Source organism: Halpernia frigidisoli (assembly GCF_900113805.1).
GTDB lineage: Bacteria > Bacteroidota > Bacteroidia > Flavobacteriales > Weeksellaceae > Halpernia > Halpernia frigidisoli.
The window spans coordinates 63,795-78,485 of the sequence record NZ_FOQT01000001.1 but is presented as its reverse complement, the minus strand read 5'-3'; the positions used below and the strand labels follow the sequence as shown (position 1 = coordinate 78,485).

The window sequence follows — 14,691 nt, the reverse complement described above, 5'->3', positions numbered from 1 at the left end:
ATTCAAAGATAAATTATGAGAATGCTAATTCATCTTCCTCCATAAATAGAGTATTTGATAATTTACTAATCATTTCATTATGATGTTCAAAAATTTCATCTGCTTTCCAATTTGGATACTTTTGGTCATTCATCATAAATAATTGCTTAATGCTATCTTTCGACTTAGCTTGAACATAATAATCTTTTTTCGCTTTAGGCATATGATTACTCAATCTAGAATTATTATTATGAGTTATAAGACATAAATTACCTAAACAATTAAGAAAATCAAAACTTACATTTTTATCTTTTAATTTTAATATATTCACATCCTTGATTAACTCTTTGGTTAAAAATTCTCCTGTAATAGGATTTTGTGGATAATAGTGTTCAACAGAGCTTCTAAAACTAAACTCAAAATCTTTATATTCTGTCTGGTTTTCGTTCCACAGTATATAATCTAAATAATTGAAAACTAAATTACTTTCAATATTTCCATAACTAACTTTATTTTCAAAATTAAATGGTTTTATATCTTCCAATAAATGCGGTGATAAAATTATTTTATTATAATCTTCAACACTATTTGCTAAGTGCCTATATAACATGAATTTTTGAGCTATATTTTCAAGAAAGGTTATAAAATCGTCACCTTGTATCTGAGTTGATTTCTCGCCTTCATCAAAAGTTTCTATGGAAAGGTTCTGAACTAAATAATTAAGTGCTGCAAAAAGCCAGTATTTATATATTTGGGTTGGCGTAGAAACATGAAACATAGATAGTAACATAATTAACTTGCCGTTATTTTGGTCTGTAAATGTATTTACATAGCTATAGCTATCTTTTTCACGTGTATCATCTTTACTGTAAAACTTCAGACATTGCAAACTCCAACTATCACTAGAATTAGTGTACTTTCTACTTACGATATATTGATCTAACAGAAATCTTGTTTGAAGAAGTGTATAAGTCAAGTCTTTAACAAATTTTACTTTATCTTCTTTTTGATTCAAAATGTTTTCAAAAAATGACAGCAGTCTCTTGTCGTCTAAACTTACATCATAACTTTGCTCTTGTATCTTTAAAACATGTAACAAGAAATTTTCAAAATTAATTATTGGCTGGAATTGTTCTCCTTCTGATTCGTTTACAGATTGTGAATCAAACATTTCATTTAAAACTAAGTTTATATCTGTAGCTTTAATTATTGTTTTAAATTCAGCTCCTAAAGAAGGTGCCTTTCCATTATTTTTAATAGCATATATTGATGTATTAAAAAGTTCCTCACTATCTTTAATGACAAAATCAAACCAGTTTTCTCCAAAAATATTATTTCTATATTCTTTTTGAAAATGCAGCTGTACATTGGTAATCATATCGGAACAGGCTTCCCAAATAAAATTAAAATGCTGTCTTAACTGCATTGGATTATCTCCGGTATTAAGTTCCTTCATTAAACGAGCCTTTAATATCTCATGCTTTTCAAGCTGTTCCCCTCTAGAATTCATTATTTCAAAATAATGATTCATATCTGTATCTTCTGGTACTTGCGCTCGTAGGATAAATACTCTTTTAAAAAAATAAATTATAAATTGATCAAATTTTTCAGATAATTCATTCTTTAGTTTTAAAAGCAAATCCTTGGATATCACTATTCCGTCAAAAATACCAACGTTATATTTAAGGAATTTCGGTTCTTCTTTACCTCCATTATTAAAGATATAATCAATAGTTTCATCCGAATTTTTTCTACTTTCAAAACTAATTATAGGTTCTTTAAAGTATTGATGAATATCAATATTTAATTCTTTCATAGCACAGCAAAGAATGTTGATTGTAGTTAACCTCTGTTGTCCATCAATAGTTTCGTAAACATTATTTTTTGTCTTCTTCTTATCTACTATCAATGTTCCGATATAATAATTTTTATCGTTTTCCTCAATAAAATAATCTTTGATATCTATGAGTAGTTGCTCTATTTGTTCTTTTTTCCATTCATAATTTCTTTGATAAACTGGAATTATATATTTATCATCATTTAAGAGTAAATCCTTTATATTGAGCGATTTTAAATCGGAGTGGTTAATTTGCATAATACAATTTGCTTTTAAAAAAAATTCCTATTCTACTATCCATACGATCATTCTTAACTGAATAATTATCTACTTGTTGTTTACTTGGTAAAACACCAGAAATATTTGCATTAATTATTTGCTCAGGGTAAATTGCTCGCTTAATCACATTAAATAAATTGGTGTTTTGAATAACGTGATTATCGACAGAATCAAAACCTAATCTTTGGTAATGAAAGCGCATAGAAAATACCCATACAAATGCTTTTTCAAGAAAATAATCAAATTCTTCGAAACCAAATTTATCAATATAGTAAATAACCAGACATTCGAAAAGTGCTTTTAAATATTGTTCTCCGTCTCTGTGCTTTTTTTGATTATAATAAACTAAAAAAAATATTTTTTGTGATGACGATAATTCATCAGACCATTCTTTTATTTCATATTTTAATTTAAAACCTCCTATAATATTCTTATAATGCGCAGTATATTCAAAGAACCTTCTTCCATTAATCATTATGCTATCTAACTGAAAAGGATATTCAAATTCTTGCTTATCAATTTGTCTTTCAAAATTATTGTTATAATTTTCTACAAACCGATGTGCGATGTGTAAAGATTTAATATAAGGATATGATTTTTCCTTTGATACATTAACACCTTTGAACATATCAACATTTCGCTTAGAAAATTTACGTGAGGAGTTTTGATCTGCCCAACCCTTTATCCTATATAAATAATCTGAAAAAACATACGCTAATTCATCAGATTCATAATTCTCCCAATTAGTTACTATCTCAACCTGTTGCTTTTGCTCATTTTCATCAAATTCTCGTAAGTGATATGCTTTTAATAAATCATGCGGATATAAATCTTTACCCCGGGAGTTTTGAGAATCAAAAAATTGAAATGCTTCAGTTATGTCTGAAATATAAAATATCACTACTTCACACTTTTCTAAAAATGCTTTGATGGTAAGTGTATCATATTTGCTTATAATTCTAAAAGCAGTTTGAAAATTGTTATATATTCTTTTAACACTTTCTTTACTGCTGTAATAAATGGGAATTTTATCAACTTTCTGAATAAGTTCAGTAGTTTGATTTATAATATATGGCTCAAAATTTTCTTTACTTTCCTCTAACAATTTTCCTATTGCATATAATATTATTCTCAAAGTTGTAAATCGTTGCTGTCCATCTACAATGTCATTATACACCTTTTTTTCGGAGGCTATATAATTTCTGTGAATTACAATTGTACCTAACCGATACCTACTCTTATTTTTATGGGTGAAAATATCATTAAGCAGTTGCATCACATTTTTATCTGTCCATTTGTAAGATCTTTGGTATTCAGGAATACGCATATCATTCAGTTCTAGAAATTTAGAGATTGAAATAATATCTGCTTCATTATTTAATTTTATATTTTCCAACTTTCACAAATTATATTATTTTTAAATCTAGTTTACCACTATAAATTATTTCAAATATCTGATCACTTCCAATTTCGACATAATCAGTCCCATCAAAAATAATATTAAATGATTTTTCATTATTTCTGTCTTTATATGTCTTTGATTTAAGCTTTGGGATTATTTTTTGAATTGCGTATCTACTTATTTTTCCCACATCAAAAGAATAATTTAAACTGTTATAAAAAATAAAGTTGTAATCTTGATCGAGTTTTTTTTCCGCTATATCAAACTGCCATTTCTTATTTGTATATTTTGCAAAAGCGCAATTTTCTGTAGATATATTTAGATGAGCTAAGAGAAAAATAATTTTATCTTTTACTACTTTTTTATCAACTCTTGTAGCTAAATTATTCAACAGTATTTCTTGTGATATTAAAATAGGTTCTTGGATATCATTTTCAGAGATTTCAGTGTCATTATAATTTTGTTCAATAGTGATTTTTTTATCTTTAATTCTATTCTTTAAATCATAATTTATATGATGCTGTCTGCACAACATAATGAGGTTTTTATTTAAAGGAGAATGAGCTTTCTCAAATTCATCTAAGAATAACATTAAATCAACATGATAAATAAGTCCATTTTTTATCAAATACTTTTTTAATATTTCTTGAATCATTGATTTCCTATCATTGCCAAGATGCGAAAAATGACCGGCGTCTAGACTTTTCCAAACCCCACATGTTTTATCGCCAATAATATGATTCTGGCAACTTTTTTGAGTTTTCTTTAATTGCTTTCCCAATCTGGTAACGACTTTATTGGTTGCTGGTCCAATAAATTTCTCAAACTCTTCAAGAGTTCCTTCGAATAGTGCCATAATTTATTTTCGTTTTTATTTAAATTCCCCTAAACCAACCTCACTCTCCCCGTCAGCAATTCCTGCATTATACCTTGTTTGATTTGACGGGCTTTGTGCAGTTTTTCTTCCAGCGCTTCGATTTCTAAATCCATATCCGATAAGATCGTGGCGATGCGCGTTTGCTCCGAAAGTGATGGAAAATATACTTCAACGCTACTTACCAAAACTTTATTCAAATTTAATACGCCACTTCCTGCCGCTTTACTTTTATACTGATCGATTACTATTTTTGAAAGTAGAAAATAATATAGAAATTCAGTATTAAAGGTTGATTGATAATTAGATAAAACTAACCAACCATCATGAACGCAACCATCAATTTTTAAAATGTACGGACGACCAAAACTCATTGAATTAGATAATAGGAAATCACCTTTAAAAACTTTCCTAGAGAAATTAGCGCCTTCTGGAATTATTTTTTCTTTAGTTTCAAAAATATATTTTCCTGTTGACGAAGTATCACCGATTTTTATCCAATTGATACCGTCATTTTTATCAGTCATATAATTTTGAATTGGACGCGGTGATCCACCTCTAAAAACATCAATCACTTTTCCTAGATTCTTCACTTCCCAATCCTCTTTTGGCGTCAACAATTCCTGCATTGCACCTTGTTTGATGAGGCGTTTTTTGGCTAAAACTTCTTCTATGCTGTCAATCCAGGAATCGCAATCACTTAAGGCCGTTGCAATGGCTTCTTGCTCGGCGAGTGGTGGACAAATGAAATTAAAGTGGACAAAATCTTTTTGATATAAATGTGTAATTGTAGATCCTGCTGTGATTTTATTTAAAAATTCATCAAAGTAGAAAGACATCAATATATAATAAATAAACCTATTGGAAATTTTATTATTTTTTGATCTTAAAACAAAAACACCGCTATTTAAAGTAGTAGGTTTTAAAATTTTATTTATAAAAGCAACTTTTCCAATTGTTCCATCTTTCGTAACAACTACATCATTTTCTTTTAATTGGATATTTCTATCTTGGTCAAATCGCATTTTTTCTACATAAACACAATTATTCCAATCAATGTATCCATTTTTAAAATCAGTTCCTGTAACTAAAAAGTAATCTCCAGAAGATAAATATTCTGAAGTGGTAAGTCCTTGCCAACCTATTCTTGCTTTTAACAAACAATTTTCACCAAGAATTACAACTTCCCAATCCTCCGGAATCAAACCAATCTCCGTCTGCTTCATCTTCGCTTCCTTTACCATACCAATCCCATTTTTTCTAAATGAGCCATCACTTTGGTTTCGGCTGCTGCCAATTCCGTTTGCGAACTTGCCAATGTCGTCGCATACCGTTCTGCCAAAGCATTTATTCTTTGGGTCAAACCCTGCGAGATTTTATCCTGTTCCTGGTGTAATGTACTTGTAAGATGCGCCATCCATTTATGCTGAATAACTAATTCTTTTATGTCGTCTTCAGTCAATTCAGGATATTTCGCAATGACTTCTTCTTCCAGTTGCGCTTCTAAAATTTTTACAGTCGCATTGTTTTCTTTAATGGTACTGGACGCAGAAAGATAATCTTCCAAAATTTCCAGATCACTTTTTATGGTTTGAGTGCCGTACTTGCTATTTGGTTCTGCCACCATTTTAAGGTCTTCTTTCTGCCTGGCTTTTAATAATTTTAATACTTCCCCGGCATTTATTTTTTCCAGATCTGCAAACAAACCTTCTTCGCCGCTTTGCTCTTCTTCAATTTCCGCAATTAAAATCTGCGCGTTTTCTGCTTCATTTTTAAGAGCATAAATTTCCTGCACCAAATCATTAAAATAAAAATTTATCAATAGATCAGGAGATATCATTCTACCTTCAATTCCTGTCAAACCAGAAACTTCTTTATCTTTTCCAGCCTTTCCATCTTTGCCTTTCTTTCCTTTAATAATGGTGCGTTCCCATTCATTTCCGGCTTTCCAGCCATCCAAAGAAATAGAATACACATCGTCCTGCATCGTTTCCTGCCAATAGGTCATCGCATGTTGATACAAATCATAACCATTCACCAAAGTATTATTTTCAAAGGCTTTGAGCAGACTTTCACTCATTTGCGCAATCAGATCCTTTCCGTTGCAATGAACTTCCAGTTTTTCCCAAATTTCAAACTGGTCGCTCAACCAATGGTTGTAAGTTTGGTTTAAAGTTTCATTAAAGGCTTTAAATTCTGAATGTCCAAAAATCGTCGGCTTAATATCTGAAGGCTCATAATTTAATTGTAAATAACCTTCACGCAAAGACGAAAAAAGTTCATTTTTAAGTTTTGGATAAGCGTTCCAATAAGTTTGCATGGCTTCCAGATCACGCTGCGGAATTCCACCTTGCAAATGCGCCAATAAATCTTGAATATCTTCGCTTTCCTGCGTATCGATATAGCGCGGAATATTTAAATTGTAATCGTTTTTAGCATCGGCGATTTCGCTCATCGGAACCATGCGACTATATTTGGGAACTTCCTGCATTTGGGTAAATACATCCGTGATCTTACGCAAATCCTGTTCCCGCAAACGGTTTTTGTTACCATCTTTCAGGAAACCTTTGCTGGCATCCATCATAAAAATCCCTTTCCGATGTTCTGCATTTTCTTTATCTAAAATAATAATACAGGCCGGAATTCCCGTACCATAAAACAAGTTCGCCGGCAAACCGATAATCCCTTTGATATAGCCTTTCTTTAAAATATTTTTACGGATCTCACCTTCTGCATTTCCACGAAATAAAACACCATGTGGCAAAACCACTGCGGCTTTTCCCTTGGCTTTCATAGATTGCAAAATATGCAGCAGAAAAGAATAATCGCCATTCTTCTCGGGCGGAACGCCTAAAGTAAATCGCTCAAATTCATCACTTTCGATATTAACACCATTGCTCCAACTTTTTAATGAAAAAGGCGGATTGGCAACCACGTAATCAAAACGTTTCAAACTGCCGTCGTCTTCTTTGTACGCGGGTCTTGTCAACGTATTATCGGCAACAATCTCTGCCGTTTCCGCACCATGCAAAATCATGTTCATGTGCGCCAAGTTGGCGGTGGTGGTTTCTTTTTCCTGACCGTAAAGCGTAATGGCTTTTCCGGCTTCGTTTGCCACTTTTAACAGCAACGATCCCGATCCACACGTCGGATCATAAGCCGTAGTTTGCGTTGTCGCGTTATTAAAAGTAATTCCAATCACCTTTGCTAAAATCCTGGAAACTTCGGCAGGCGTATAAAACTGACCTTTCGATTTACCTGATTCTGTCGCAAAATGCCGCATTAGATATTCATATGCATCGCCCAAAATATCATCGCCTTCTGCCGAGTTTTTAGAAAAATCTAAACTGTTGTCATTAAAGATTCTGACCAGGTTAGAAACGGTTTCCACCAAATCTTTTCCTTTGCCTAATTTGCTTTCATCATTAAAATCGGGAAAATCATTCAGACCATTGGCTTCTTTAATCGGATTCAAAACTTGCTTATTGATTTTATCACCAACCTCGGTATTCCCGATCAGGTTCACCATATCCTCAAAAGAGGCACCATCTGGAATTTCGATGGCAAAATCCTTATCTGATTTTGCTTTGTCTGAAATATACTTCACAAATAACATCGTGAGTACATAATCTTTATATTGAGAGGCGTCCATTCCGCCGCGTAATTCGTCACAACTCGCCCAAAGTGAGCGGTAGAGTTCTGTTTTTTTTATGGCCATTTATTATTTTTAAATCACTTAACTATTTTTTACTTTCCTGCCAAAACTCCACCCATTCATCAAAATAAGCCCGAAGACTATCTCGCATATCAATGTAGTGAGATATAGCATCATTTCTGAATGACTTTAATTCCATTTCACCTGTATCTTCATTTTTAATTGGGACTATCATGTTATTAAATTCAAAAATTAGATTACCACCTTGCGGAAGAAACACCATCTTAATTGCTTTTACAGTGTCAAGATCGATTGCTAAGTCTCCATTATAATTAATCATTTGTATCATTTTTTGTTAAGATGCTCAAATATAGCCAAAAAATTATGTGCATCTTTACGGGAAACCGTAAGTAATAAGTAAATTTAAAGATACTTTAAGTACAATTTTTAAAAATAAAATAGTTGAAAAATTATATATGACAAAAAAACTCCCGAAAAAATCGGGAGTTTTATTTTAAAAATTGTGGAGGATATCGGGATCGAACCGACCACCTCTTGACTGCCAGTCAAACGCTCTAGCCAGATGAGCTAATCCCCCAAAAATTGGTTTTGCAATAATAGCAAATATTTGTGAATTACTGAAGGTGAAAAATTGTGAATTTTTAATAAATGAATAATTGTCAATTTTTAAAATTCACAGTTGACATATTCTTGTGAAATAATTTTCTATCTCCAGCCGCCGCCTAAAGCCCGGTATAATTCTATGTTTGCCTGCATTTTCGTTAGTTCTGCTGTTGAGATATTTAATTCTGCCGTAAGTAATCTTTCACTTGCGTTCAACACTTCCAGATAATTGGCGAGGCCATAATTTACGAGCTCCTGAGAATCGTCAACTGATTTTTGGTACGCGTCTTTTTCCTGGATTTTATAACCGATAAAAGCGTCCTGAGATTGAAATCTTTTTAGAGCATCAGATACTTCCTGACCCGCCGTTAAAAAAGTTTTTCGGAAATTGAGATAAGCGATCTGTTGATTGGCTTTGCTGATCTCATAATTTGATCTGATCTGTCTTCCATTAAAGATCGGTTGCGTTAAACCACCAATCACACTCGCAAAAAGTGAGTTTACAGTAAAAAATTTGTCAACATCAACAGTTTGTAAACCGCCACTTGCCGTCAGTTGCAAGGAAGGATAAAAAGCTGCTCTTGCAGCATTTTTTAATTCCAACTGCTGCATTAGGTTAAATTCTGCCTGCAAAACATCCGGTCTGTTGGATAGCAATTGAGAAGAATAACCGGTAGAAGTTCCATTTGGAAACGTTTGATCTTTGGAAGATGTTCTCGCAATTGCCTGCGGTGCTACACCCAATAAAACGCTCGTAGAATTTTCCAGTAACTGTATTTGTACGTCAATATCAACTAAAAGTGCCTGCGCATTAAAAACCAGTGCCTCACTTTGCTGCACTGCTACTTCAGTCAAAATCCCGGCAATTTTTAGGGCTTTAGTTGTTTCAAGATTTTTATTTCTTATTGCTATCGTTCTGTTAATAATGTCTTTCTGCTCATCTAAAGTCAAGAGCTGATAGTAATTATTAGCGATTGCTGCAACAAGTTCACTTTTCACACTTTTATGTGCTGCGACAGTCCCAAGATAGGCAGCTAATTGTGCTTTTTCCTGAGATTTTAATCTTCCCCAAATATCAACATCCCAAGACATATTAGCCGTAAGATCAAACTGATTGACATATCGTCTGCTGCCGATGATGCTACCAAATTGTGTATTTATAGACTGTGTTTGAAATGAATAACCCGGTCCGGCAGATAATGTTGGTAATAGCGCTGCTTTACTTTGTTTTAATGAAGCTTCAGCGGCAATAATATTTTGAACCGCCACTCTGATATCCAAGTTATTTTCAAGCGCTTTTGAAATATGACCTTGCAATACTGGATCTTTAAAAAACTCTTTCCAGGATATTTTTGCAATTGTGTTACTGTCTTTCGGCAACATATCACTGCGGAATATATTTTCATTAAATTCTGCAGGTTTCGTGTATTTTTCTCTCGTAAAACATGAACTAAGCGACAATGCAATAAGCAGAAAAGCAACTACTGATGCAACATTTCTTAAGCGCAAAAATCTGCAACCCGACTTGAGTGGAAATCCTTTTTGTGAGCTTACAAAAAGATTGGGAACGGAAGGCGGAAGAGTTGCCCCAAAAATTCTCCTAAAATTTATATTTGATAATTTCATTTTTTTCTGTTAAAAATTATTCGGCTAAGTTTAAGTCTTCCTGTTTTAAAGGTTTAATTTTTTCCTGCAAAGTCTGAAAAATCACAAACAATACCGGAATTGCAAATAAACCGAGGAAAGTACCAAAAAACAGACCTGCTGCCGCACCTGTACCAATCGAACGGTTACCTACGGAACCAATTCCGCTGGCGAAGACCAAAGGCAACATTCCAAAAATAAACGCAAAAGAGGTCATCAAGATCGGACGAAGCCTTGCTTTTGCAGCATTAATGGCTGATAAAGCAATACTTTCACCATGCATTCTACGCTGAACGGCAAACTCGACAATTAAAATCGCATTTTTTGCCAATAAACCAACGAGCATTATTAAGGCGATCTGGAAATAAATATTATTTTCCAAACCAGCGATACTTTGACCAATATAAGCTCCGAAAACACCTAAAGGCAAAGAAAGAACGACTGCGAAAGGCAAAACGTAACTTTCATACTGCGCCGCTAAAATGAAGTAAACAAAGACCAAACTTAAAATAAAGATAATGGCAGTTTGCGATGTTGAACTGATTTCCTCACGCGACAAGCCCGTAAATTCTACACTGTAAGTTGGCGGTAAATTTTGCGCAGCAACTTCCTGCACAGCTTTAATCGCATCACCGGAACTGTAACCCACGGCATTATTACCCGTGACATCCACAGAGGTAAAAAGATTGTATCGGCTGACGGATTGCGGACCAAAAGACCGGTCAAAAGTAACAAACTGAGACAACGGCGCCATTACACCGGAACCAGTTTTAACGTAAATACTGTTTAAACTTGCCACGCTTTTTCGCATATCCGGTAAGCCTTGTACGATCACACGAAACTGTTTTCCGTATTTCGTAAAATCTGCGGCATAAACACCACCGACATAACCCTGAATAGTTGATAAAATATCATCCACTGAAACGCCACTTTCCAGTGCTCTGGCAACATTTACAGACAGCGTGAACTGTGGGAATTTGGTATTAAATGATGATTGTGCAAATTCTATTTCCGGACGTTTACTTAATGCGCCGATAAATTTTTGAGTATTGGCATCTAAAGCTGATAATTCTCCGCCCGATTTATCTAAAAGAACCAGACTAAAACCAGAACTTGAGCCATAACCCGGAACAGATCCCGGTTGAAAAAACACAAGTTTTGCTTCTGAAATTCCTGATGAAGCGCCAAATAATTTTTTGGTAATACTTTCTACAGACTGGTCAGAATCCTTTGCACGTTCTTTAAAATCTGCCAATTTAATAAAGGCCAATCCATAATTACTACCGTTGCCGGAAAGAAAACCACGACCAGTGGAAATGGTCATGCCTTTAACTCCGGGAACACCTACAACTTTTGTTTGCAATTCTTTTAAAACAGTATAAGTTCTTTCCATTGAGGAACCAGCTGGCAGCTGCACGTCTGCAAAGATGATCCCACGGTCTTCTTTAGGTACAAAACCTGCAGGCATTTTGGAATTCGCCCACCAGAATAAACCACCGGCAACTCCAAAAATAATGAGTGTTACCCATTTGTGACGTAATAGAAAAATGAAACCCTGCCCGTATTTTTTTGTGGCCGTATTAAAACCAACATTAAATTTATAAAAGAATTTTTGAAAAATATTTTTATCCTTATAAGCCTGATCGTGGTCATTTCCTTTAAGAAATAAAGCACATAAAACAGGACTTAAAGACAAGGCATTAACTGCTGAAATTAAGATCGCAATAATTAAAGTAATACCAAACTGCTGATAAAATACGCCGGTTGGACCTGTGATAAAAGTTACCGGAATAAAAACGGCAGACATTACCAAAGTTATAGAAATAATCGCCCCCGTAATCTCATCCATCGCAGCAACAGTTGCCTGCTTACTATCCGATATACCTTGCTCCAATTTTGCATGGACAGCCTCGACGACGACAATCGCATCATCGACGACAATACCGATCGCTAAAACCAAGGCGAAGAGCGTCAGTAAATTAAGGGAATATCCAAATAAATTTAAGAAGAAAAAAGTACCGATAATTGAAACCGGAACTGAGATCGCCGGAATCAAAGTTGATCTAAAATCCTGTAAAAAGATAAAAACTACAATAAATACCAGAACAAAAGCTTCAAATAAAGTCGTTAAAACTTTTTCAATCGAAGCATCTAAAAATTCATTGGTATCAAAATTCACGACGTAACCTACACCTTTTGGAAAGGTCTTTTTGGCACCATCAAGATAAACTTTGATATCATCAATAATTTGCTGTGCATTGGAACCCGGCGTTTGAAATATCCCCATACTGATGGAAGGATTTCCACCATTTTCTCCGATTCCAGAATAAGAAAGTGCATCAAGTTCTACTTTGGCCACATCTTTTAGCCTTAAAAACTGTCCGTTTCCAAGTGCTTTTATAACAATATTATCATATTGTCCCTGATCACTAAATTTCCCTTGATAGGTAATGGTATATTCAAAGGAACTTCCACTGTTTGCGCCAATTGAGCCGGCAGCTGCTTCCCTACTTTGGGAATTAATTGCCGCTGTTATCTGGCTTGGTTCGAGAGCATAAGCCTCCATTTTTGCCGGATCAAGCCAGATTCTCATGGCATAAGTTTTACCTCCAAAAACGTTGGCATCACCTACTCCATTTACCCTTTTTAAACTTGGTATAACGTTGATATTCAAATAATTCTGCAACCAGGTATCATTTAAATCTTTATTAGCAGTGTAAAAGGTAAGGTACATTAAGGCACTACTGTTCTGTTTTTGCGTAATTACACCAGATCGTGTAACTTCACTTGGTAAAAGTGGTGTTGCACGTGCTACTTTATTCTGAACATTTACCGCTGCAATATCTGCATTAACACCTTGTTTGAAAAATACATTGATACTCGCAGATCCGTCATTTCCGGCAGTTGACTGAATATAATCCATTCCTTCCACACCGTTGATCTGTTCCTCTAAAGGGATCACGACACTTTTCATCACTGTTTCTGCATTGGCACCAGAGTAACTTGCAGAAACTTTTACAGTAGCCGGCGCAATATCCGGATATTGTGTCACAGGAAGTTTTTGTAAACCCAAAACGCCCAAAATCACTATCATAATGGATATTACGGTAGAAAGAACGGGCCTGTTTATGAAATTCTTTATCATTAAAATATTGGTTTTATAGATTTTACCATATCGTCCATTTTCACGGGCTGTTCTTTAATTTTTGTTCCTGATTTTAAACCAGTAAAACCAGAGGCAATAATTTTATCGCCTTTCTTTAATCCGGATTTTATGATCGCGTAATTGTCTACCCTGTCTTGTAATTCAACTATTGAATTTACGGCTGAGTCTTTTTGAACTTTGTAAACATAAATTAAACCCTGCTCTTCATAAGTAGAAGATTCAGGAATAACCAAAACCTGATCGTAAGCTTTTGGCAGTTTTATCACACCGGAATTACCATTGCTCAATAGTTTCTGTGGATTTGTAAAAGCCACTTTAAACTGAATAGTTCCGGTTTCAGGATCAACCTGTCCGGTTACAGTTTCTATTTTTCCTTTTTCGCCGTAGCTGCTACCATTAGCCAGTTCCAGATCAACCATGGGAAGATTTCTCAGTTTTTCATTAACAGTTGCGCCTTTTGCTTTTTCTAAAAAGTCGAAATACTGCTTCTCGTTCATACTAAAAAATGCAAATACGCTGGATGTGTCTGATATTGTTGTTAATGGAATCGCATCCGTCGGGCCAACTAAACTTCCTACCTTTAAAGGTAATTTACCAACAACGCCACTTATCGGCGCACGGATCACGGAATAATCCACATTTGCCGCGGCACCGTTATAAGTTGCCTGCGCTTGTGATTGCGCTGCTCTTGCCTGCTGAACTCCGGCATTTGCTTTAGCTAAATCTGCAAGTGCGGTCTGCAATTGTACATCACTAATTATATTTTTTTCAACCAAAGGTCTTAATTTATTAACCTCAACTTTTGCAGCATTTACAGAAGCATTTGCGGCAGAAACATTTGCTTGTGCAGCGGAAACGCCGGATTTTGCAGCAGATGCATTTTGCGAGAGAACATTGGTTTCTAAACGAAATAAGGGTTGTCCTTTTGTAACAAATTCACCTTCATTAACTAAAACCTGAGTAATATAACCCTGAATTTTTGCGCGAACGTCATTATTTGTTTTACCTTCAATACTCGCCGGAAAAGTTTGGTAACCTGTTAAATTTTTTGTTTCAACCTGTACTACCGGAAAAGGTTTTGGGCCCGTATCCTTTGGTGCTTCTTTTTTCTTACAAGAAGTAAAGAGGACTAAAGCAGTCGCAAATAAAATTAAATGAGATTTCATATTTGTTATTTATTTTTTTAATTTGTAATCAAGCAGAGTAAAAATTTTTCAGTTTTTTAAACTTC

At 34.4% G+C, this 14,691-nt stretch carries 9 protein-coding genes and 1 tRNA gene; all 10 read right to left on the bottom strand.

What is annotated here, in order from left to right; all coding sequences use genetic code 11:
• Positions 1-13: 13 nt before the first annotated feature.
• Positions 14-2,074, bottom strand: coding sequence for a GmrSD restriction endonuclease domain-containing protein (locus BM238_RS00340; RefSeq protein ID WP_090078207.1), 2,061 nt, complete (start codon positions 2,072-2,074; stop codon positions 14-16).
• Positions 2,064-3,491 carry a DUF262 domain-containing protein gene (locus BM238_RS00335; protein WP_090078206.1) on the bottom strand — a complete coding sequence of 476 codons (1,428 nt, stop codon included), beginning with the start codon at positions 3,489-3,491 and terminating at the stop codon, positions 2,064-2,066. The genes BM238_RS00340 and BM238_RS00335 overlap by 11 nt, the downstream gene beginning before the upstream one ends.
• Positions 3,492-3,501: 10 nt before the next feature.
• Positions 3,502-4,353, bottom strand: coding sequence for a hypothetical protein (locus BM238_RS00330; RefSeq protein ID WP_090078205.1), 852 nt, complete (start codon positions 4,351-4,353; stop codon positions 3,502-3,504).
• A 29-nt stretch (positions 4,354-4,382) separates the two neighbouring features.
• A complete protein-coding gene (locus tag BM238_RS14265; RefSeq protein WP_177205400.1) occupies positions 4,383-5,597 on the bottom strand; it encodes a restriction endonuclease subunit S in 1,215 nt (404 codons plus the stop codon).
• A gap of 11 nt (positions 5,598-5,608) precedes the next feature.
• Positions 5,609-8,089, bottom strand: a complete 2,481-nt coding sequence (locus tag BM238_RS00320) for a type I restriction-modification system subunit M (RefSeq protein WP_090078204.1) — start codon at positions 8,087-8,089, stop codon at positions 5,609-5,611.
• A 22-nt stretch (positions 8,090-8,111) separates the two neighbouring features.
• Positions 8,112-8,366, bottom strand: coding sequence for a hypothetical protein (locus tag BM238_RS00315; RefSeq protein ID WP_221404916.1), 255 nt, complete (start codon positions 8,364-8,366; stop codon positions 8,112-8,114).
• 184 nt (positions 8,367-8,550) lie between these two features.
• Positions 8,551-8,624, bottom strand: a tRNA-Ala gene (locus BM238_RS00310).
• Between the two features lie 128 nt (positions 8,625-8,752).
• On the bottom strand, positions 8,753-10,276 hold the full coding sequence (locus tag BM238_RS00305) for an efflux transporter outer membrane subunit (RefSeq protein ID WP_090078202.1): 1,524 nt from the start codon (positions 10,274-10,276) through the stop codon (positions 8,753-8,755).
• 16 nt (positions 10,277-10,292) lie between these two features.
• Positions 10,293-13,439: an efflux RND transporter permease subunit gene (locus BM238_RS00300; RefSeq protein WP_090078201.1), complete on the bottom strand. Its 3,147-nt coding sequence runs from the start codon at positions 13,437-13,439 to the stop codon at positions 10,293-10,295.
• A complete protein-coding gene (locus BM238_RS00295) occupies positions 13,439-14,626 on the bottom strand; it encodes an efflux RND transporter periplasmic adaptor subunit (protein WP_090078200.1) in 1,188 nt (395 codons plus the stop codon). The genes BM238_RS00300 and BM238_RS00295 overlap by 1 nt, the downstream gene beginning before the upstream one ends.
• Between the last annotated feature and the right edge of the window lie 65 nt (positions 14,627-14,691).

Bases quoted from the DNA above. Each gene is read 5' to 3' on its own strand.
- BM238_RS00340 (WP_090078207.1), bottom strand. From the start codon at position 2,074: ATGCAAATTAACCACTCCGATTTAAAATCGCTCAATATAAAGGATTTA.
- BM238_RS00330 (WP_090078205.1), bottom strand. From the start codon at position 4,353: ATGGCACTATTCGAAGGAACTCTTGAAGAGTTTGAGAAATTTATTGGA.
- BM238_RS14265 (WP_177205400.1), bottom strand. From the start codon at position 5,597: ATGAAGCAGACGGAGATTGGTTTGATTCCGGAGGATTGGGAAGTTGTA.
- BM238_RS00320 (WP_090078204.1), bottom strand. From the start codon at position 8,089: ATGGCCATAAAAAAAACAGAACTCTACCGCTCACTTTGGGCGAGTTGT.
- BM238_RS00315 (WP_221404916.1), bottom strand. From the start codon at position 8,366: ATGATTAATTATAATGGAGACTTAGCAATCGATCTTGACACTGTAAAA.
- BM238_RS00305 (WP_090078202.1), bottom strand. From the start codon at position 10,276: ATGAAATTATCAAATATAAATTTTAGGAGAATTTTTGGGGCAACTCTT.
- BM238_RS00300 (WP_090078201.1), bottom strand. From the start codon at position 13,439: ATGATAAAGAATTTCATAAACAGGCCCGTTCTTTCTACCGTAATATCC.
- BM238_RS00295 (WP_090078200.1), bottom strand. From the start codon at position 14,626: ATGAAATCTCATTTAATTTTATTTGCGACTGCTTTAGTCCTCTTTACT.